The organism is Rhodococcus sp. SMB37, assembly GCF_004345605.1.
In the GTDB taxonomy this organism is placed as follows: Bacteria; Actinomycetota; Actinomycetes; order Mycobacteriales; family Mycobacteriaceae; genus Rhodococcus.
On the sequence record NZ_SLVY01000012.1, the window covers coordinates 100233 to 122666 of the forward strand.

The window sequence follows — 22434 nt, forward strand, 5'->3', positions numbered from 1 at the left end:
TATGCAAGAGTGCGGTTCAGTGGCAGAGCCAGACCGCAGACCTGGCGTTCAGCCCGAGCGAGGTCCCCTGAGCAGAACCCCACCGCACACGCCTGACCCGCTCAACGCGAAATCTCCGTACCGATCCCCCAGCGTCCCTGCCCACGACGGACGGTCGCATCACTGTCCTCGAGTCGTGCGATGAGCACGGCGGCGATGTCCTGTGCGGCGGGCGGCGCCACCATCTCGTGGTGCTCACAGTCGATGCGGAACTGATGGATCTCACCGTCGACGACGTCGTGCCACGCCGCGACGGCGGGCACCGACCCGGCGGAGCGAGTGGCGGTGAAGAACAGCACGTCACCGTGGAAGGTCACCGGCGAATGCCGTCGAGCCGCACGGGCCGCGGCCGCCGATCCGGTGTGCAGTCTCTCGAGATGCTGCGAGGTCAGACCCGACAACTCCCCGAAGGTGACCTCGAGGAGTTCGAGTGCCTCCTCGTAGCTGGGGTCGGGACCGCCGTTGACGGAGACACCGAGGTCGCGGAGCATGTCCTTGACTGCAGGGGCCGCACCGCCGGGCACGTTGAGGTGGGCGTCGAGCAGCGCGAGGGTGTCGACGGCCTCCCCGGCGCGTTGCAGTTCGACGGCGACGGCGTGGGCGACGATCCCGCCGAGCGACCACCCCAGCAGATGGTAGGGCCCGTGCGGCTGCACCCGGCGGATCTCCTCCGCATAGCGCACGGCCAACGACCGGATGCTGTCGACGGTGCCGGAGCCGCTCAAGGTGGGCAGCTGCAGCCCGTACACGGCGCGTTCCCCGTCGAGATGCTGGGTGAGACCGGCATACCCCCAGGCCAGTCCCGCCGCGGGGTGCACGCAGAACAACGCCGGTGCGCTGCCTTCCCTCAGCGGCACCAGCACCCGCAGGGCGTCGTCGACGGTGGCGTTGTCCGCGTCACCGCCGAGATGCTGCGCCAGGTCCGCGACCGTCGGATGAGTGAACAACACCGGCAGCCCGATCCGCCGGTTCAAGCGCTGCGACAGATCCGGGACCAGACGGGTCGCGAGCAGCGACGTGCCACCGAGATCGAAGAAATTGTCGTCGGCGGAGACGGCTGTCAGGCCCAGGTGGGTGGCGAACACCTCCGCGACCAGACGTTCCAGGTCGGTGTCGGGGGCGCGGCCCTCGGCGGCCCGTGCGGTGAAGTCCGGTGCGGGTAGCGCGCGGCGATCGAGTTTCCCGGCCGGGGTCAGCGGGATCGCGTCGAGGACGATGATCACCGTCGGCACCATGTGCCCGGGCAGGTGTTCGGCGACATGCCGGCGCAACGCGACCGGGTCGGGAGCTGCGCCTTCGGCGGCACGCACGTACGAGACGAGCATCGTCTCCCCGGATGGGGCAGTGTGGCCGAGGGTGTGCGCGAACACCACCTGGTCGTGGCCGGTCAGCGCGGTGTCGATCTCGCCGAGTTCGACACGGAACCCGCGGATCTTGACCTGGAAATCGGACCGGCCCACATATTCGAGCTCGAGTCGGCCGGCCGGGTCTCCGACCCACCGCACCACGTCGCCGGTGCGGTACATCCGCTCCCCCGCGGACCCGTACGGGTCGGCGACGAACCGACCCGCCGTCAGATCCGGCCGCGCGTGATAACCGCGCGCCAGGCCTGGTCCGGCCACATACAGTTCGCCGGGCACCCCGACCGGGACGGGACGCATCCGCGCGTCGAGCACCAGGGACCGGAACCCGCGCGACGGGCGGCCGATGGTCACCGGCTGCCCCGCGCGCAGCGGGTCGGTCAGCGAGGTCATGATGGTGGCCTCGGTGGGCCCGTAGGCGTCGATCATGCGGTGTCCGTCGGCCCAGCGGTCGACGAGCTCCGGTGGGCACGCCTCACCGGCGACCAGCAGTACGTGCAGGTCGGGGACCTGCGCCGGGTCGACGGACGCGAGCGCGGTGGGGGTGATGAACGCGTGGTCGACGCGGTGGGCGCGCAGCGCCGCGGCAAGGTCGTCGCCGCCGTACACGCCGGGCGGCACGATCACCAGGCTCGCTCCCGCGGACAGCGCCATCATCATCTCGAAGATCGACGCGTCGAAGCTCGGGGACGCCAGGTGCGAGACCCGGCTGCCGGGTTCGACGAGCAGATGGTCGTGTTCCTCGGCGGCGAGGTCGGCGAGTCCGCAGTGGGTGACGGTCACACCTTTGGGGCGGCCGGTGGAACCGGAGGTGTAGATCAGGTAGGCGCCGTGGTCGGGGCGCAGCGGCATCGGGCGATCCTCATCGGTGATCGCGGTGGTGTCTCGGGTGGTGAGGTCGGCGCGGATCTCGTCGGAGTCGAGCACGATCCAGTCGACGGTGTCGGGGAGGGCGCCGCGGTGCGCGGTGTCGGTGATCCCGACGGTCGCGGCGCTGTCGGTGAGCATGAACTCGATCCGCTCGGGTGGATAGGTGGGGTCGACGGGCACGAACGCCGCGCCGCTGCGGGTGGTCGCCCACACTGCGGTCACCGAATCGATCGACCGGGGCAACGCGAGCGCCACCACGGTGTCGGGGCCGGTGCCGCGGTCGAGGAGCAGCCATGCCAGCGCGGTCGAGGCACGGTCGAGTTCGTGGTAAGCGATGGTTCGGTCTCCGTCGACGACCGCGACGGCGGCGGGGTCGACGGCGACGGCGTCGTCGAGCAGGTCCGGCCACAACCGGGCACCGACACTGTCCGGGCCCCACGCGGGCACCAGGGTGTCGTGTTCGAGGTCGGTGAGCAGGTCGATGTCACCGACCGGAATCTTCGGATCCGCGGTGACGGCGTCGAGCAGCCGGGTCAGGCGCACCGCGAACCCGGCGACGGTGTCGGCGTCGAACAGGTCGGTGGCATACACGAACGCAGCCTCGAGACCACCGTCGCCGGCGCCGGCGTCGAGGGCACCCCCGGCGTCGGCGACGAGCAGTTCGAGGTCGAAGTTGCACACCGTCGGGTCCAGTGACACACCCTGCACCGTCAGATGCGGTAACTCCAGCGCGGCACGTTCGGTGTTCTGGAATTCGAGGGACACCTGGAACAGCGGTGAATGCGCCGTCGAGCGGATCGGGTCGGCGGCCTCGACCACGGTCTCGAACGGAATGTCGGTGTGCGCGAAGGCGTCGAGGTCGCGGTCGGTGACGTCGGTGAGCAGTTCGGTGAAGGTCGCTGCGGCCGACACCGGGGTGCGCAGCACCACGGTATTGACGAACATGCCGACGACGTCGTCGAGGTCGCGGTGCCCGCGGCCGGCGACGGGGCTACCGACGGCGATGTCGTCGGTGCCCGACAACCGGGCGAGCAGCACCGCCAGGGCCGCGTGCATCGTCATGAAGACGGTGGTGCCGTGCTCTGCGGCGAGCTGTGTGAGCCGCTGATGCAGTGCCGTGTCGATCGGGAAGCGGACCACGTCACCGCGGAACGACTGTTGCGGGGGCCGGGGCCTGTCGGTGGGCAGCGGCAACACCTCGGGCAGTTCGGCGAGGGTGTCGCGCCAGAACCGGATCTGGGTGTCGGCGAGCGATTGTGGGTCGGCGGGGTCTCCGAGCCGGTCGTGCTGCCACAGGGCGTAATCGGCGTACTGGACGGGCAGCGGTGTCCAGGAGGGGGTGTCACCACGGGTGCGACTCTGGTAGGCGATCATCAGGTCGCGGGCCAGCGGCGCGAGGGACGAACCGTCGGCGGCGATGTGGTGGACCACGAGCACCGCGATGTGCTCGTCGCGTCCGAGCGCGAACACCCGGGCCCGCAGCGGCACATCGACGGTGACGTCGAAGCCGGCCGACGCGAACTCGGTGACCGCGGCGAGGGCCGTGTCGGCGCCGGCGGGCACCACGTCGAGGGTCAGCGGCACGTCGTCGGCGGCGAGGATGCGCTGGTGGGGTCCGTCCGCGGTGGCGGGGTACACGGTGCGCAGCGCCTCGTGCCGGGCGAGGACGTCGTGCAGGGCAGTGCCGAGCGCCGCGCGTGAGAGGTGTCCGCTCAGCCGGATGGCGAGCGGGATGTTGTAGGCGGCGGAGGTGGTGTCGAACTGGTTGACGAACCACAGGCGCTGCTGGGCCGGGGACAGTGGAATGCGGTCGGGGCGCGGTGCCGCGAGGGGCCCGGTATGCGGCCCGACGTGCTCGGCGCTGCTGTCCGCGGAGTGCAGGTGCGCTGCGAGGTCCCGTACGGTGGGATGTTCGAACAGGGCGCGCACGGGGATGTCGCGGCCCAGGTGTTCGCCGAGGCGGGTGACGGCGCGTGTCGCGATCAGCGAGTTGCCTCCGATGTCGAAGAAGCTGTCGGTGGCGGAGAGGGTGTCGAGTCCGAGCAGTGCACTCAGGTGTTCGGCCAGGACGGTTTCGAGTCCCTCGGCGGGCGGCTGGTGATCGGTGCCGGTGCGGGTCAAATCCGGCACGGCCAGGGCACTGCGGTCGAGTTTCCCGACGGGCGTCAGAGGGATCTCGTCGAGCACGGTGATGAATGTCGGCACCATGTGCGCGGGAAGGTGCTGCGCCACATGATTTTTGACACTGTCGTGGTCGAGGGTTCCGGGTACGGCCGGGTGACAGTGCGCGACCAGCACGGTCTCGCCCGACGGGGCGGTGTGCGCGACGGTCACGGCGAATCCGACGTCGGGGTGGGTGGACAGGGCGGCGTCGATCTCGCCGAGTTCGACACGGAACCCGCGGATCTTGACCTGGAAATCGGACCGGCCCACATATTCGAGCTCGAGTCGGCCGGCCGGGTCTCCAACCCACCGCACCACGTCGCCGGTGCGGTACATCCGCTCCCCCGCGGACCCGTACGGGTCGGCGACGAACCGACCCGCCGTCAGATCCGGCCGCGCGTGATAACCGCGCGCCAGGCCGGTACCGGCGAGGTAGAGCTCACCGGCCACCCCGACGGGGACCGGGCGCAGCAGCTCGTCGAGGATCACGGCGTGCACTCCGCGCAGCGGCGGTCCGAGGGTCAGGGTGCTGTTGCGGTGCAGTGGGTCGCTGATCGCGGCCATGATCGTGGTTTCGGTGGGCCCGTAGGCGTCGACGAGGTGGCGGCCCGGCGCCCAGGCGTCGAGCAGATGCGCCGGCCAGGCTTCGCCGCCGACCGCGAGTTCGACGAACGCGGTCAGGTCGGCGGGATCGAGCGAGGCGAGAGCGGCGGGGGTGATGAAACCGTGGGTGACGGCGTGCTCGGCGAGGAACCGGCCGAGTTCGGTGCCACCGTACAACTCCGGGGGCACCACGACGAGGGTGGCGCCGGAGCCGAATGCCAGGAGGTACTCGAAGATCGACGCGTCGAAGCTAGGTGACGAGAAGTGCATGACGTTCGAACCCGGCCCCGCACCGAACCGCGCGCGCTGGTCGAGCGCGAAATTGTGCAGGCTGCGGTGTGTGGTCACCACGCCCTTGGGGCGGCCGGTGGAACCGGAGGTGTAGATCAGGTAGGCGGCGTGGTCGAGGCGCAGCGGTGTCCGCCGGTCGGTGTCGGTGATCGGCGCGCCGGTCTCGGTGTGGACGTCGATGCTGTGGAGGTCGAGCCATCGGACCGTGTCGGGCAACCCGTCGCGGTGCGCGGCGGTGGTGACCCCCACGGTCGCGCCGCAGTCCGCGAGCATGAACGCGACCCGCTCGGCCGGATAACGCGGATCGATCGGCACGAACGCCGCCCCGGTCTTGGTGATCGCCCACATCGTGAGCACCGACTCGACGGAACGGGCGATACCGAGCGCGACGACGGTGTCCGGTCCGGCGCCGTCGGCGATCAGGCGGCGGGCCACCGCATCCGACCGGGAATCGAGGTCACGGTAGGTGACCGCGACGTCCCCGTCGGTCACTCCGATCGCATCGGGGTGCGCGGCCGCGGTGGCGGTGAACAACTCCGGCAGGGTCAGCGTCGATCCTCCGTCCGGGCCGAGTACCGGCGTCAGCGCGCCACGTTCGGTGGCGGTGAGCACCGAGCGCTGCGCGAGCGGCGTGGCGGGGTCGCCGGTCAAGGTGGTCAGGGCCGCGATGATGCGATCGGCGATGACCGCCACCTCGCTGCCGTCGAACACCTCGGGCAGGTACTTCATCCGCAGATGCATCGCGGTGTCGGTGTGCGCGACGATGCTCAGCGGATAATGCGCCGAGTCGCGGCCGGTGATCCCGGTGATGCGCATACCGGCGATGTCGGTGTCGGCGCTCATCCCGGCCGCGTCGACCGGGTACGACTCGAACACGGTCAACGTGTCGAACCGGACCGCGGCACCGACATGCCGATCGAGGGTGTTCAGATCCAGATGGTGATGATCGAGCAGCGCCGCTTGCTCGGCCTGCACCCGGTCGACGAGCGCCCCCACGGTGTCGCCGGGATGCACCGTGATCCGCACGGGGACGGTGTTGATGAACAATCCGACCATCGTTTCGATCCCCGCCACCTGCGGGGGCCGGCCGGAGACGGTCGCACCGAACACCACATCGTTGCGGCCGGTGAGCGCGCTGAGCACCAACCCCCACGCGACCTGCACCACGGTGTTGACAGTGACCCCGCGCGCGGCGGCGATCGCGTCGATCCGCGCCGACAATTCGGCGCTCACATCGATGTCGAGGTCCTCGGAGATGCCGCCGGTGGTGCCGGTGCGGTACTGCGGGGCGAGCAGCGTCGGCTGATCGATCCCGGCGAGCGCGCGGCGGTACGCGTCGAGCGAGGCGTCGGGGTCGCGGTCGGCGAGCCACGCCAGATACGTGCCGAAACTCTGGGGTCGTTCGAGGATTGAGGTGTCGTTGTCGGTGGCGTACAGCACGAGCAGTTCCCGGATCAGGACCGGGGTGGACCAGCCGTCGAGCAGCAGGTGATGGTTCGTCAGGGCGATACGGTGCCGGTCGGGGGCGATGTGCACGACGGTGGCCCGCAGCAGTGGCGCGGCGGCGGTGTCGAATCGGGTGGTGCGGTCGGTGTCGAGCAGCCGGGTGGCGGCAGCGTCCGGATCCGGATCGTCGCTGGTGTCCGCCACCGTGAACGGCACCTCGGTGTGTGTCGGTACCACCTGCACGTAGCCGTCGGTGCCGTCGCCGGTGAACGCGACCCGCAGGTTCGGGTGCCGCACCAGCAGTAGTTGCAGCGCGCGCCGTAGCCGCGCCGGATCGAGCCGGCCGGTGACGTCGAGCACGAGCTGTACGACGTACGCGTCCGGGTCGTCCCCGGCGAGCAACGCGTGGAACAGCAGACCGGACTGCAGCGGCGCGGTCGGCCACACCGTCTCGAGCGGACCGTGCCGGTCCTCGAGATGTTCGATGGTCGGCTGATCGAGCTGCACCAGCGGCAGATCCGACGGGGTCAGTCCCCCGGCGTGCGGGCTACGCGCATGCCGCGCCAGCGCCGTCGCGGCGGCGGTGAACCGCGCGGCGAGGGCGGTGACGTCGGTGTCGTCGAGCAGCCCGGCCGGGAACGACCAGAACGCGCGTAGCACCGGCCCGTCGGGACCGTCGACCGTCACCGCATTGAGGTCGATCACGGCGGCGGCGGGCATGTCGGGGCTCTGCGTGCCGCCACGCCCGAACTCACCGATGGGCAGCCACGGCACATCGGCGGCGGTGTCGGTGCCGACGGTGGGGCGACCGAGATAGTTGAAGCTGAGTTGTGGGGTGGCCAGCGCCGCCAGTTCGGTGGCGGTGTCGTCGGCGAGATACCGCAACAGACCGAAGCCGACACCGTGATCCGGTACCGCGGCGAGGTGTTCCTTGACGGCCTTGATGGCGCGTCCCGCGGCGGGGCCCCCGGCGAGCGCGTCGTCGAGGTCGAGTCCGGCCAGGTCGAGGCGCAGCGGATGGATGGTGGTGAACCAGCCGACGGTGCCGGACAGGTCGGCGCCGTCGGCGGCGGGCGTCTCCCGGCCGTGTCCTTCGACGTTGAGGAGCACCTCGCGCCGGACTTGTCCGCGGTCGCGGCGCCACGCGGTGACGGCGAGCGCGAAGGCGGTGAGCAGCCCGTGCTCGACCGACCCGTGGAACCGGTCGGGCACCGTCGTGAGCAGCGCCTCGGTCACCGAGGTGGGCAGCACCGCCTCCACCGTCGCGACGGTGTCGTTGACATCGATGACCGGATCGAACGGTCGATCACCCACCGGAGGTTCGACGACATCGACGGTGCGGCGCCAGAACCCGAGTTCGGCGCGGCGCGCCGGATCGCGCGCAGAGTCGGTGAGGGCGTGCGCCCAGCGGCGTACCGACGTCCCCGTCACGGGCGGCAGCGCCGCCGCCGGGGCGTCCGGGCCGAGGCCGGCCGCCCACGCCGCCGCAAGGTCGGGCACCAGGATGCGCCACGACACCCCATCGACCGCGAGATGGTGGATCACCAGCAGCAGCCGCCCTGCGCCGGTCGCCGAGTCGAACCACACCACCTGCATCAGCACCCCGGCGGACGGATCGAGCCGGTCCGCAGCCGCGTCCAGTTCGTGCGAAGCCAGCGTGAAGAACTCGTCGGTGTCGGCGGCGCTGGTGACCGGCACCCGATGGATCACGGTGTCGGCGTGCACCGCACCGGGCGGGTCGACGTGCAGCGCGGCGCCGTGCGGCCCGTCGATACTCGAGTACAGGCGACCGCGGAGCATGTCGTGCCGATCGAGCAGTGTCTGGATGAGGGCGGTGAGCACGGGCCCGGTCAGATCGGTCGGCAGCCGCAGCAGCACCGCCTGCGTGTACCGGTCGTAGCTGCCACCACGCTCGAGCATCCAGTGCACGATCGGGGGCAGCGGCATCTCACCGACACCCCCACCGGGCAGTTCCGGCAGCACGGTCGGCGCGGCGGTGGTGGCGGCGACCGCGGCGAGCCCAGCGGGCGTCTTGTGCTCGAACACGTCCCGCGGGGTCAGTTCGAGCCCGGCGGCCTTGGCGCGCGACACCAACTGGATCGACATGATCGAGTCGCCGCCGAGGGAGAAGAACGAGTCGTCGACCCCGACGGTGTCGAGACCGAGAACCTGCGCGAACAACTCGACGAGCCGCGTCTCGCGGTCCCCGGCCGGGGCGCGGGTCACCGCGGAGCGCGCCGCGAAATCGGGGGCGGGCAGCGCACGGCGGTCCAGTTTGCCGGTGGCCCCCACCGGGAGGGTATCGAGCACCACCAAAGTGGCGGGCACCATGTACGCGGCGAGGTCGGAGGCGACCCGCGCCAGCACGGTGTCGACGTCGAGATCCACCCCGGTTTCCGGCACGAGATAACCGACGAGCCGGTCGGTGGCGGTGCGCTCGTCATGATGCACGACCACCACAGCGCGGGCGACACCGGCAGTCCGCACCAGAGCCGCTTCGATCTCGCCGAGTTCGATGCGGAAACCACGCATCTGGACCTGGAAGTCGCTGCGCCCGACGTATTCGACGTCGCCGCCGCGGGTGCGGCGGGCGAGGTCACCGGTGCGGTAGAGCCGCGCGCCGGAACTGCTGTGCGGGTCCGCGACGAAGCGGGCGGCGGTCAGATCGGGACGGTGCAGATAACCGCGGGTCAATTGCCCACCGGAGACGTACAGTTCGCCGATCGTGCCGGTGGGGACGGGATGCAACCGCGTATCGAGGATGTGCAGCTGCAGCGAGGGCAGCGGTGCACCGATGAGGCTGGCGTTCGCCTCCGCGGCCAGTGCGCGATCCAGCGGCAACGCGGTGACGTGCACGGTGGTTTCGGTGATGCCGTACATGTTCACCAGGGTGGGGGTGGTGTCGTCGTGCCTGCGGTACCAGCGGTCGAGCTGCGCCAGATCGAGGGCTTCGCCACCGAAGATGATCCAGCGCAACGGCAGCGGCGGTCCCCCGGCGGCCCGATCGGCCTCGACGAGTTGTTGGAACGCCGTCGGTGTCTGGTTCAGGACGGTGACCTGTTCGCGACGCAGCAATGCGAGGAACTCGTCGGGGGTGCGGGCGGTGTGATAGTCGACGACGACGATACGGCCGCTGTGCGCGAGGGCACCCCACAGTTCCCACACCGAGAAGTCGAAGGCGTAGGAGTGGAACAGCGTCCACACGTCGTGCTGGTCGAAACCGAACTGTGGGTGCGTGTCGGTCATCAGGGTCACGACGGTGCGGTGCGGCACCACCACCCCCTTGGGGCGGCCGGTGGACCCGGACGTGTAGATCACGTACGCGGTCTGATCCGGGTGCACCGGGCGCCGCTCCCCGTCGGTCAGGGGTGCGATGGGCAGCGCGGCGAGCCGGTCGAGCACGGCCTGTTCGTCGAGCAGCACCGCCTCGGGTGCGCTCTCGGGCATGAACGCGGCGTGCTCGACGGTGGTGAGCACACACACCGGGTGGGCGTCGTCGAACATGAACGCCAGCCGCTCCGGCGGGTACGCCACGTCGATCGGCAGGTAACCGGCGCCGGCGTCGAGGATCGCGAGCAACGCGACGACGAGTTCACAGGTGCGGGGCAGCGCCACCGCGACGAGGGTGTCGGGGCCCGCCCCGTGATCGAGCAGCAGCCGCGCGAGGCGGTGGACACGCTCTTCGAGCTGCCGGTAGGTCAGCTGCCCGTCGTCGGCGGTCACCGCAACCGCGTCGGGGTCCAGAGCGGCGCCGCGGCGGAACAGATCGAGCAGTGTGTCGCTGCTCGCCGCGGCACCGATCGCGGTGGTGTCGAGCACCGCGTGTTCCGGGTCGGTGAGCAGATCGAGATCGCCGACCGCGCGCTGTGGATCGGCGGTGACCGCGGTGAGCACCCGCACGAACCGGTCGGTGATCGCCGCGGCGGTCTCCGCGTCGAACAGGTCGGTGGCGTAGGTGAACGCGCAGCTCAGACCACCACCGGGATTCTCCTGCACCGTGAGCTGCAGATCGAACTTCGCGATGTTCATGTCGGCGTCGAGGGCCTCGACGGTCAACTCCGGCAATTCGAGGTGGGCGCGCTCGGTGTTGCCGAATTCGAGGACCACCTGGAACAGCGGGGAATGATCGGTGGCGCGGGTCGGGGCGAGCGCGTCGACGAGTTTCTCGAATGGCAGTTCGGTGTGCCCGAACGCCGCGAGATCGACCTCGCGGATGCGGTGCAGATGATCACTGAACGACAGCGCCCCGGTGATGGGGGTGCGCAACACCACGGTGTTGACGAACATGCCGACCAGGTCGTCGAGAGCGCGGTGGCCACGGCCGGCGACGGGGCTACCGATGGCGATGTCGTCGGTGCCCGACAACCGGGCGAGCAGCACCGCCAGGGCGGCGTGCACCGTCATGAACACCGTCGCGTTGTGCTCGGCGGCGAGATCGACCAGTGCGGCGTGCACAGCGCGGTCGACATCGAAGCGGTGCACGGCGCCCCGGAACGACTGCTGCGGCGGTCTCGGTCGATCGGTGGGCAGCGGCAGCATTTCCGGCAGACCGGCGAGGGTGTCGCGCCAGAAGTCGAGTTGGGTTGCGGCGGTCGACTCCGGGTCGGTGGGATCACCGAGCAGATCCTGTTGCCACAGGGCGTAATCGACGTACTGCACGGCCAGCGGCGGCAGATCCGGGGTGGTGCCGTGGGCGCGGGCCACATAGGCGGTCATCAGGTCACGGGCCAGCGGCGCCATCGATGCGCCGTCCGCGGCGATGTGATGCACCACCACGACCAGGACGTGCTCGGTGTCGGACAGCGCGAGCAGCGCCGCGCGGACCGGCACCGCGGTCGCCACATCGAAACCGGCGCCGATCAGGTCGGCGACGCGGCCGGGCAGATCGGTCTCCGCGAGGGGTTCCGGGCGCAGTGTGAGCAGGGCCTTCTCGGTGGTCGAGATGAGTTGCCGGGGTCCGTTCTCGTCGCCGGGATACCAGGTGCGCAGCGTCTCGTGCCGGTCCAGCAGATCCGACACGGCACCGTCGAGGGCGGCCGGGTCGAGGCGGCCGGTGAGGCGGATCGCGAGCGGGATGTTGTAGGCGGCGGAGGTGGTGTCGAACTGGTTGACGAACCACATTCGTTGCTGGGCGGGCGCGAGCGGGAGCCGTTCGGGGCGCACCGCGGGCACCAACGGGGTGTTGCCGTGCCCGCCGTGATCGTCGAGGACGCGCGCAGCGAGGCTCCGCACGGTGGGGGCCTCGAACAGTGCTCGCACCCCGGCGTCGGTGCCCAGTGCAGTGTTCACGCGGGCCACGACGCGGGTGGCGATCAGGGAGTTGCCGCCGATGTCGAAGAAGTTGTCCTCCACCGACACCCGCTCGTGGCCGAGGATGTCGGCGAGGATGTCGGCGATGACGCGTTCGAGGTCCGTGGCCGGCGGCTGGTAGTCACCGCCCGTGGCGGTCAGATCCGGGACGGGCAGCGCCCGGTGGTCGAGTTTCCCGACGGGGGTCAGGGGGATCTCGTCGAGCACCACCACGGTTGCGGGCACCATGTGGGCGGGCAGGCGCGCGGCGACATGCGCGCGGACCGCGGTGGGGTCGACGTCGGTGCCGGTCTCGGGAAGCACGTAGGCGATCAGCACGGTGTCGCCGGAGGGTGCGGTGTGTCCGGCGGTGTGCGCGAACACCACGTGGTCGTGGCCGGTGAGGGCAGCGTCGATCTCGCCGAGTTCGATGCGGAAGCCGCGGACCTTGACCTGGAAATCGGAGCGGCCGAGGTATTCGACGGTGTGGTCGGCGCGCCAGCGCACGACGTCGCCGGTGCGGTACATCCGTTCCCCGTCGTGGCCGTAGGGGTCGGCAACGAACCGGGCCGCGGTCAGGTCGGGGCGCCGGTGGTAGCCGCGCGCGACGCCGGGTCCACCGATGTACAGTTCGCCGGCCACCCCGACGGGCACGGGCCGCAACCGGTCGTCGAGGACCACCTGGTGGAAGCCGACGGCGGGTCCGCCGACGGTGACGACCTCGTCGGGATGCAGGGCCGGGCTGACGCTGGTTTCGATGGTGGCCTCGGACGGGCCGTAGCCGTTGAACATCTGGCGGCCGGGTGCCCAGCGGGCGACGAGTTCCGGCGGGCAGGCTTCACCGGCGACGACGAGGACGCGCAGGGTGTCGAGGTCGTGCGGGTCGAGGGACGCCAGGGCGGTGGGGGTGATGAACGCGTGGGTGACCTGCTGGTCGCGCAGGAGCCGGGCGAGTTCGTCGCCGCCGTACACGTCGGGCGGCACGATCACCAGGGTTGCGCCGGCGCAGAACGCCTTGGTGTATTCGAAGATCGACGCGTCGAAGCTCGGGGACGCCAGGTGCGAGACGCGGGCGTGGTGGGTGATCGCGAAGTGGGCGCGGACCTCGGCGTTGAGGTTGGTCAGGCCCCGGTGGGTGACGACGACACCCTTCGGTCGGCCGGTCGATCCGGAAGTGTAGATCAGGTAGGCGGGATGGTCGAACAGCAGCGGGGTGGTGCGGTCGGTGTCGGTGATCGGGTCGGTGGACGCCGCGGCGATGCGTTCGCGCTGGTCGGGGTCGTCGAGGACGAGCCACGGCACGGTCCCGGGCAGCCGGTCGCGGTGCTCGCGGGTGGTCAACCCGAGAGCGGCGGCGCAGTCGGTGAGCATGTAGGCGATGCGCTCGGACGGGTAGGTGGGGTCGACGGGCACGAACGCCGCGCCGGTCTTGGTGACCGCCCACACCGCCGCGACCGACTCGATGGACCGTGAAATCCCCAGCGCCACGACACTTTCCGGTCCTGCACCGGTCTCGATGAGGAGGCGGGCAACGCGGGTGGACCAGTCGTCGAGTTCCCGATAGGTCACCTGGCGGCCGCGGAACGACAACGCCACCGCGTCGGGCACGATCGCGGCGATGCCGGTGAGCATCTCCGGCCACTGCTGCGGCGAGACCGGGGGTCTGCCGCGGGCCGGGGCGAGGGCGGCCAGTTCGACACCGGTGACGATGTCGATGTCACCGACCGGGATATCGGCCCCCGGCTCAGCGGCCGGGTCGGCGCTGACCGCGTCGACGATGCGGGTGAACCGATCCGCGAACGAGACCACCGTGTCGCTGCCGAACAGATCGGTGGCGTAGGTGAAGTACGCCGCGATCCCCGCCGGGCCGTCGTCGTCGACGGTTTCGGCGACCGACAACTGCAGATCGAACAGCGACAACGGCGCCGCGAGATCGAGGACCCCGACGGTCAGATCCGGCAACGCCACCTCGGGACGTTCGGTGTCCTGGAATTCGAGCATCACCTGGAACAGCGGTGAATACGCCGTCGACCGGGGGGGATCGAGGACCTCCACGAGACGCTCGAACGGAATGTCCGCGTGATCGAACGCTGCGAGGTCGTCGTCGCGGACGCGCTGCAGCAACGCCGTGAACGGTTCGGTGTCGTCGACGCGGGTGCGCAACACGACGGTGTTGACGAACATGCCGATCAGGTCGTCGAGGTTGCGGTGTCCGCGACCCGCCACCGGGGTGCCGATCGCGATGTCGGAGGTCGACGACAACCGGGCGAGCAACACCGCCAGCGCCGCGTGCATCACCATGAACACCGACGTGTCGTACCGGCGCGCCAACGCCACCAGCCGGCGATGGGTCGCGGCATCGAGAGTGAACGGCACCCGGGCGCCACGGCGGCTCTGCTGCACCGGGCGGGCCCGGTCGAGGGGCAGTTCGAGCAGTTCCGGGACCCCGTCGAGCTGCTCGCGCCAGAACGACAACTGCCGCGCGGCGAGGGAGTCGGGGTCGGTCTCGTCGCCGAGCGCTGCACGCTGCCACATCGTGTAGTCGGCGTACTGGATCGGCAGCGGCGCCCAGCCGGGGGCGCGCCCGGCGGCGCGGGCGGTGTAGGCGGTGATGACGTCGCGGGCCAGCGGGCCGAGGGAGAATCCGTCGCCGGTGATGTGATGCAGCACCATCACGAGCACGTGCTCGGTCTCGGAGAGCGCGAGCAGCCGGATGCGGGCGGGGATTTCGGTGGCGACGTCGAAGCCGGTGGCGGCGATCTTGTCGAGGTGCGGTTCCAGGGTGTCGGCGTCGATCGCGGTGACGGTGAAGTCGGGTAGTGACGCCGCTGCGGCCGGGACGATCACCTGCACGGGTTCGGTGTCGGCGAACGGGTAGCGGGTGCGCAGTGATTCGTGGCGGGTGACGACGTCGGTGACCGCGGCGCGCAGCGTGTCCAGTTCCAAGTGTCCGGTCAAACGCAGCGCCACGGCGATGTTGTACGCCGGGGAGGTGGTGTCGAACTGGTTGATGAACCACATCCGTTGTTGCGCCGGGGACAGCGGCAGCGGATCGGGGCGCGGCACGGCGGTCAGTGGGGGACGCGCCGTGGCGGGGGCGTCGAGGGAGGTGCGGTGCACGTGGTCGAGCACTGTCGCGACGGTCGGATTGTCGAACAGGTCGCGGATGCCGAGGTCTGCGCCGAGGGCGGTCGACAGGCGCGCGGCGAGCCGCATCGCGAGCAGGGAGCCGCCGCCGAGGTCGAGGAAGCTGTCGTGCAACCCCACGCGGGGTACCTCGAGCAGTTCGGCGAAGGTGTCGGCCACGAGTTGTTCGACGGGGGTGCGCGGTGGGCTGTACACCCGGTCGGGTGCGGACAGGTCGGGTGCCGGGAGGGTGTCGCGGTCGAGTTTGCCGTTGACACCGACCGGGAACCGGTCGAGCACGATCAGCGTGGTGGGCACCATGTAGTCGGGGAGCCGCTGCGCGAGCGCATCGGTGACCGCGGCGGTGTCGATGCTGTGGTCGGGGTGCGGCACCACGTAGCCGGTGAGCACGTCGTCGGCGAGGTGATGGACGAGCACCGCGGCCTGCCCGACGTCGGGATGGCTGCGCAGGGCGTGTTCGATCTCGCCGAGTTCGATGCGCAGGCCGCGGACCTTGACCTGGAAGTCGGTGCGGCCCAGGTACAGCAGGGCGCCATCGCGGCGGCGGGTGGCCAGGTCGCCGGTGCGGTACATCCGCTCCCCCGGGTGTCCGTGCGGGTCGGCGACGAACCGGTCGGCGGTCAGTGCGCCGCGGCCGAGGTAGCCGCGGGCGAGCTGCACTCCGGCGAGATACAGTTCGCCGACCGCCCCGACGGGCACCGGGTGCAGGCGGGTGTCGAGGACGTAGGCGCGGGTGTTCCACACCGGGCCGCCGAGGGGCACGGTGCCGGTGTCGTCGTCGCTGGTGGTCCAGGCGGTGACGTCGACGGCGGCTTCGGTGGGCCCGTACAGGTTGTGCAACCTGCTCCGAGGGAAGGCGCGGCGGGTCGCAGCGGCGGTTTCCGGGGGCAGGGCCTCACCCGAGGCGAACAGGTGCCGCAGCGAAGCGCCGGCCCCCGACCGGGTCTCGGCGGCAGCGGTGAACACGGCGAGCATGGACGGCACGAAATGCGCGACGGTGATCCGCTGCGCGTCGATGAGATCGAGCAGATGATCGGGGTCGCGGTGACCGCCGGGCGCGGCGAGCACGAGCCGAGCCCCGGTGTGCAGGGGCCAGAAGAACTCCCACACCGACACGTCGAACGTCGCGGGAGTTTTCTGCAGCACGCTGTCGGCGGTGGTCAGCGGATAGGTGTGCTGCATCCAGCGCAACCGATTGACGATGGCGCGGTGGCTCACCGCGACGCCCTTGGGGCGGCCGGTGGAGCCGGAGGTGTAGATCACGTAGGCGAGGTCGTCGCCGCAGGCGGGGCGACGGTCGGTGTCGGTCAGTGGCGCATCGGATTCACCGTCGGTGTCGAGGGTGTCGAGCTGCAGGACCTCCACATCGGAGCCTGCGAGGCAGGCGGCGTCGGTGGTGACGGTCAGGACGAGTGCGGGGCGGGCGCTGCCGAGCACATAGCCGGTGCGTTCGGCGGGATGCTCGGGGTCGAGCGGCAGGTAGGCGGCGCCGGCCTTGACGATGGCGTACATGCCCACGAGCAGGTCGAGGGAACGGGACACGGCCAGGCCGACGACCCGGCCGGGTCCGGCACCGCGACGCAGCAGAACCCGGGCGAGACGGTTGGTGGCGGCATCGAATTCGGCGTAGCCGAGGGTGTGCTGCCCGGCGACGACGGCGGGGGCGTCCGGGCTGGCGGCGACCTGCGCGGCGAACAGGTCGAGGACGGTGTCGCCGGTGGGCAGCGCCGTGGTGGTGCTGTTCCATTCGGCGAGCACCCGGCTGCGTTCCTCGGTGGTGAGGAGGTCGAGGTCGCCGACGGCGCGACCCGGGGCGGTCACCGCGGCGGTGATCAGCCGCACGAGTCGGTCGGTGATTCCGGCGGCGGTGTCGGCGTCGAACAGGTCGGTGGCGTACGACAGGGCGCCGTGCAGCGAGTCGATGCTCCCGTCGGAGCCGGGGATCTCCGCGACCGTCAGGTGCAGATCGAATTTGGTGGTGGCGGTGTCGATTTCTGCGATGTCGACGGTCAGGTCCGGCAGTTCGAGGTGGGCGGTGTCGTTGTTCTGGAATGCGAGCATCACCTGGAACAGTGGCGAATGCGCCGCCGACCGGTACCCGGCGAGCAGGTCGACGAGCGCATCGAACGGCAGATCGGCGTGCGCGAACGCTTCGAGGTCGCCGTCGCGGATCGTCTGCAGATAGGTGCCGAACGGCATCGCCGGCGGCACCGCGGTGCGCAGCGCGACGGTGTTGACGAACATGCCCACCAGGTCGTCGAGCTCGGGTTCCCCGCGACCCGAGACGGGGGTGCCGATAGTGACGTCGTCGCTGCCGGACAGGCGCGCGACCAGCAGACTCAGCGCGGCGTGCACCACCATGAACTCGGTGGCGCCGTGCGAGTGCGCGACCGCGGTGATCTTCCGGTACAGCGCGGAGTCGATGTCGAATTCGACGGTGGCGCCGCGGTACGACTGGGCCGGGGGCCGCGGCCGGTCGGTGGGCAACGCACTGATCTCCGGGGCGCCGGCGAGGCGGGTGCGCCAGAAGTCGAGTTGCTCGGCGGCGCGGGATGCGGTGTCGTCGACGGTGCCGAGTACCTCGTCGAACCACAGGGTGTAGTCGGCGTACTGGACGGGCAACGCGTCCCACTGCGGGCCCTGCCCGTCGCGGCGGGCGAGATAGGCGGTCATCAGATCGCGGGCCAGTGGGGCCAGGGACGCACCGTCCGCGGCGATGTGGTGCACGACGACGGCGACGACGTGATGCTCGTTGTGCACCCGCATCAGCCGCATCCGCACCGGCGGGTCGACGGTGACATCGAATCCGGCGGTGACGACCTCGGCGACCGCCGACGCGAGGTCGGCCTCGGCGACGGGGGTCGGAATCGGATCGAGGTCGATCTCCGTCGCCGGCAGGATCTGCTGGATCGGGCCGTCGGCGGTCGCGGGGAACCGGGTGCGCAACGCCTCGTGCCGGTCGAGCAGATCGTGCACTGCGGCGGTGAGCGCCGCGACGTCCAGCGTGCCGGTCAAGGTGATGGCGACGGGAATGTTGTAGGCGGCAGAGGTGGTATCGAGCTGGTTGACGAACCACAGTCGCCGCTGGGCGGCGGACACCGGTACCTGCTCGGGTCGGGGGCGGGTCGTCAGCGGCACCCGTGTGGGGCGGTGCGCGGCGGCGCCGCTCGCGTCGAGGTGCGCGGCGAGGGCCCGCACGGTGGGGGCCTCGAACAGGTTCCGCACCCCCACTTCGGTGCCGAATGCGTCGCCCAGGCGAGCCACCACGCGGGTGGCGATCAGCGAGTTGCCGCCGAGGTCGAAGAAACTGTCGTCGAGCCCGACCCGATCGACACCGAGCTGGTCGGTCAGGATCTGCGCCACCGCGGTTTCGGTGGGTGAGACCGGTTCGGTGCCGTCCGCGGCGGTGGTGAACACCGGTTCGGGCAGGGCGCGGCGGTCGAGTTTGCCGACCGGGGTCAGCGGGATGTGGTCGAGGACCACCAGCGCGGCGGGCACCATGTGTGCGGGCAGCCGCCGCCGCAGGTGCTCGACCACGGCGTCGGTATCGATGTCCTGACCGGTCTCGGGCAGCACGTACGCCACGAGCATCGGATCCCCGGAGGGCGCGGTGCGGCCGAGGGTGACGGCGAACGCGATGGTGGGGTGGTCGGTCAGGGCGGCGTCGATCTCGCCGAGTTCGATGCGGAAGCCGCGGATCTTGATCTGGAAATCGGAGCGTCCGAGATATTCGATGGTGCTGTCGTGATGCCAGCGCACCACGTCGCCGGTGCGGTAGGTGCGGGATCCGGGTGCACCGTAGGGGTCGGCGACGAACCGGGCCGCGGTCAGGCCAGGACGGTCGAAGTAGCCGCGGGTGACACCGGCGCCCCCGATGTACAGTTCGCCCGCCACGCCGCGCGGCACCGGATGCAGCCGGGTGTCGAGGACCACCTCGGTGACCCCGCACACCGGCGCCCCGAGGGTGACGGTCTCCCCCGCGACGAGCGGTTCGGTGATGTTGACGACGATGGTGGTTTCGGTCGGTCCGTAGGCGTTGAACATCCGCCGCCCGGGTGCCCACCGCGCGGCGAGTTCCGGTGGGCAGGCCTCCCCGGCGACGGTGATCGATCCGGCCTGCAGGCGGGCCGGGTCGAGGGACGCCAACGCTGCGGGGGTCGAGAACATGTGGGTGACGCGTTCGTGGTTGAGCAGGTCGGTCAGTTCGTCGCCGCCGTACACGGTGGCCGGGACAACCACGAGGGTCGCGCCGACCCCGAACGCGGTCATGTATTCGAAGATCGACGCGTCGAAGCTCGGCGACGAGAAGTGCGAGACCCGCGCGGTGGGGGGCGGCGCGAGTCGGGTGTGCAGGGTCGCCGACAGATTCGCCAGGCCACGGTGCGGCACGAGCACGCCTTTGGGGCGGCCGGTGGAGCCGGATGTGTAGATCAGGTAGGCGGCGTGATCGAAGTGCAGATCGCAGGGCCGGTCGGCGTCGGTGACGGGGACGCCGGAGGTGTGCTCGATGCGGTCGCGCAGGTCCGAGTCGTCGAGTTCGAGCCAGGGCACCAGGTCGGGTAGTTGCGGCCGGTGTGTACCGGTGGTCAGGCCGAGCACGGCACCGGAATCGGTGAGCATGTATTCGATGCGGTCGAGTGGGTATGCCGGGTCGATCGGCACGAACGCCGCGCCCGCCTTGGCGACCGCCCACAGCGCGGCGACCGATTCGACGGATCGTGCGATTCCCAACGCGACGATGCGTTCCGGTCCGGCACCCGCGGCGATGAGGATGCGGGCGAGTCGGTTGGACCACAGGTCGAGTTCGCCGTAGGTCACCGAGCGGTCGCCGCACACGACGGCGGGGCTGTCGGGGACGATCGCGGCGACTGCGGAGAGCAGTTCGGGCCACAGCTGTGGGGACATCGCCGGGCGCCCGCGCGCGGGCAGTAGCCCGTCCGGTTCGCCCTCGGCGACCAGGGGCAGGTCACCGACCGGGCAGTGCGGGTCGATGACCGCGCCGGTCAGGACGCGGCCGAGCCTGGTGACGAAGTCTTCGGCGGTGTACGCGTCGATGTCGGCGCGGCGGAAGACGGCGTGCACGGCCATGTCGTCGCCGGTGAGCGCGATGTGCAGGGTCAAGGCGGCGGACGTGTCCGACGCGAGGGACGCCTGCACGGGGGTGGTCGGTGCGGTGGGTCCGGTGACCGACAGGACTACCGGTGGGATCGGGACGGTGCCGGCTGCGGCGAGCCCGTCCGCGCTGACCTCGGCGTAGTCCGCGGCCGCGGTGTCGAGCGCCGTGAGACGGGTGAGCAGCGCGGTGAACGAGTCCGCGCCGTCGACGCGTGCGCACAGCGGCAGTACCGCCCTGGGGCCGGGTCGTCCGACGACGGTGTTCTCCTCGGCGGTGAGCCGGGCCTCGACGATCGCGGTGGCGGCGTGCAGCACCGGATACCAGGGGTCGTCATACCAGGGGTTGTCGAGGTGGCCGGACAGGGCTGCCAGTTCGTCTGGGGTGACGGGCAGGGCCACGTCGACCGTGCCCAGCGTGTCGTCGTCGGTGCCGGCAGGAAACGCGTCGTCGGGGGTGGTGCGTGGCAGCCGGAGTTGTTCCGGGGCACCGGCGAGGGTGCGGCGCCAGAATTCCGTGGTCGCCACGGTGTGCCGGCGTCGCCGGCCGATCTCGGCGGTGGCTGTGTCGATGCGGTCGAGCGGGGTGTCCGCGGGGGCCCGCAGGAACTCGTCGAGCAACGCGACGAACGCGGTGTGGTGCTCGGCGAGTTCGTCGCGGTCGTAGCGATGCGGGTTACCGCGGAAGTCGATGAAGGTCTTCGCGGGGGTCCCGCTCTGATAGATGTTGACCAGCAGGTCTTCGACGGGTCCGGAGGTCATGATGTGGAATTCCCCGCGGATGTCCCCGAGGGTCAGCTCCTGGTGGAAGAGCATGACGTTGACCATCGGCCCGGCGTAGCGGGTCGGATGCCCGGCGGCGCCGCTTTCGCGGCGGATGTCCTCGAGACTGAAACGTTGGTGCCGCAGCGCGCCGGTGAGTTCCAGCTGCACCCGTTGCACCAGGTCGTGGCGGGTGTCGTCGGCGTCGAGCCCGATGTGCAGCGGCGCGGTGTTGACGAGCATGCCGCCACTGCGCCGCACGACGGCGGTGGTGCGGGCCGAGACGGGCAGGTTGATCACCACGTCGTTGTGGCCGGTCATGCGCGCCAGATAGGTTGCGAAGGCAGCGATGACCGTGGCGGTGGATGACGAGCCGGCGGTCTCGTCGGTCACGGTCAGGGCCTGCACCAGGTCGTCCGGTAGTGCGGTGCCGGTGAGCAGGCTCTGCGCAGCCGTCGGTGCGTCGCGGTGTGCCAGGGTCGATCCGTCCTCGAGTCCGGCGAGGCGTTCGAGCCAGTAGTCGCGGTCGGAGGCGTAGCGGGTGGAGCCGTGGTAGTCGCGGTCCCAGTCGTAGAGGGTGCGCAGGTCCGCGGCGCGCGCGGCTTCGGGTTCACGCTGTTCGTGTGCCGCGCTGTACAGCGCGGCGGCCCGGTTGAGCATGGTCATCGCCGCGTAGCCGTCGAGCGCGACATGGTGGATGCGGGTGTACCAGAAGTACCGTTCGTCGGCGACCTGCAGGATCGCCATGTTCACCAGCAGATCGGTGGTCAGGTCTACCGGTCGGGCGTAGTCGGCCTCCATCCATTCCTGGGCGGCGCGCAGCGGGTCGGATTCACCGCGGAAGTCGAACTGCGGGATGGTCTCGGAGGCGATGGAGCTGTCGACGACCTGGTAGGGCTCGCCGTCGACCTCGAGGATCCGCAGGTAGGCGGATTGGAATTCGCTGCCGGCGAGGTAGGAGACCCGGCACAGCAGATCGATGTCGACGTCGCCGCGCAGGTCGATGTACTGGGCGATGCAGATCGGCACGTGTGGTGCGAGTTGCTGTGCGAACCAGATCGACCGTTGCGCGGACGACAGCGGGAAGGCGCCTTCGGGCAGCGCCGACTCATGAGATCGCAACGACATTACCCCTCCGAGAAGCGATGTGGCCGAAACCGGCGCGCCCCGACACCGCGTCATGGTGGCTCCAGCGAATGCCCCATTTTTCCGGTCGTGCATTCTTCCGTGTGATCGGAAGCACCCCCCAAGCTAGACCACATACGTTGTGCCCCGGTGCGGTTTCGCGCCGCAGAAAAGCCGACGGGGGCGAATGCGATACCGATCGGTAATCGGGGCCGAACCGGAAACG

At 70.5% G+C, this 22434-nt stretch carries 1 protein-coding gene; it reads right to left on the reverse strand.

Features of this window, described 5'->3' with window-relative positions; all coding sequences use genetic code 11:
- Positions 1 to 101: 101 nt before the first annotated feature.
- Positions 102 to 22211 carry a non-ribosomal peptide synthetase gene (locus tag EV641_RS19255; RefSeq protein WP_132473826.1) on the reverse strand — a complete coding sequence of 7370 codons (22110 nt, stop codon included), beginning with the start codon at positions 22209 to 22211 and terminating at the stop codon, positions 102 to 104.
- Positions 22212 to 22434: the final 223 nt, after the last annotated feature.

Coding starts and splice junctions, on each gene's coding strand:
- EV641_RS19255 (WP_132473826.1), bottom strand. CDS start 22,211: ATGTCGTTGCGATCTCATGAGTCGGCGCTGCCCGAAGGCGCCTTCCCG.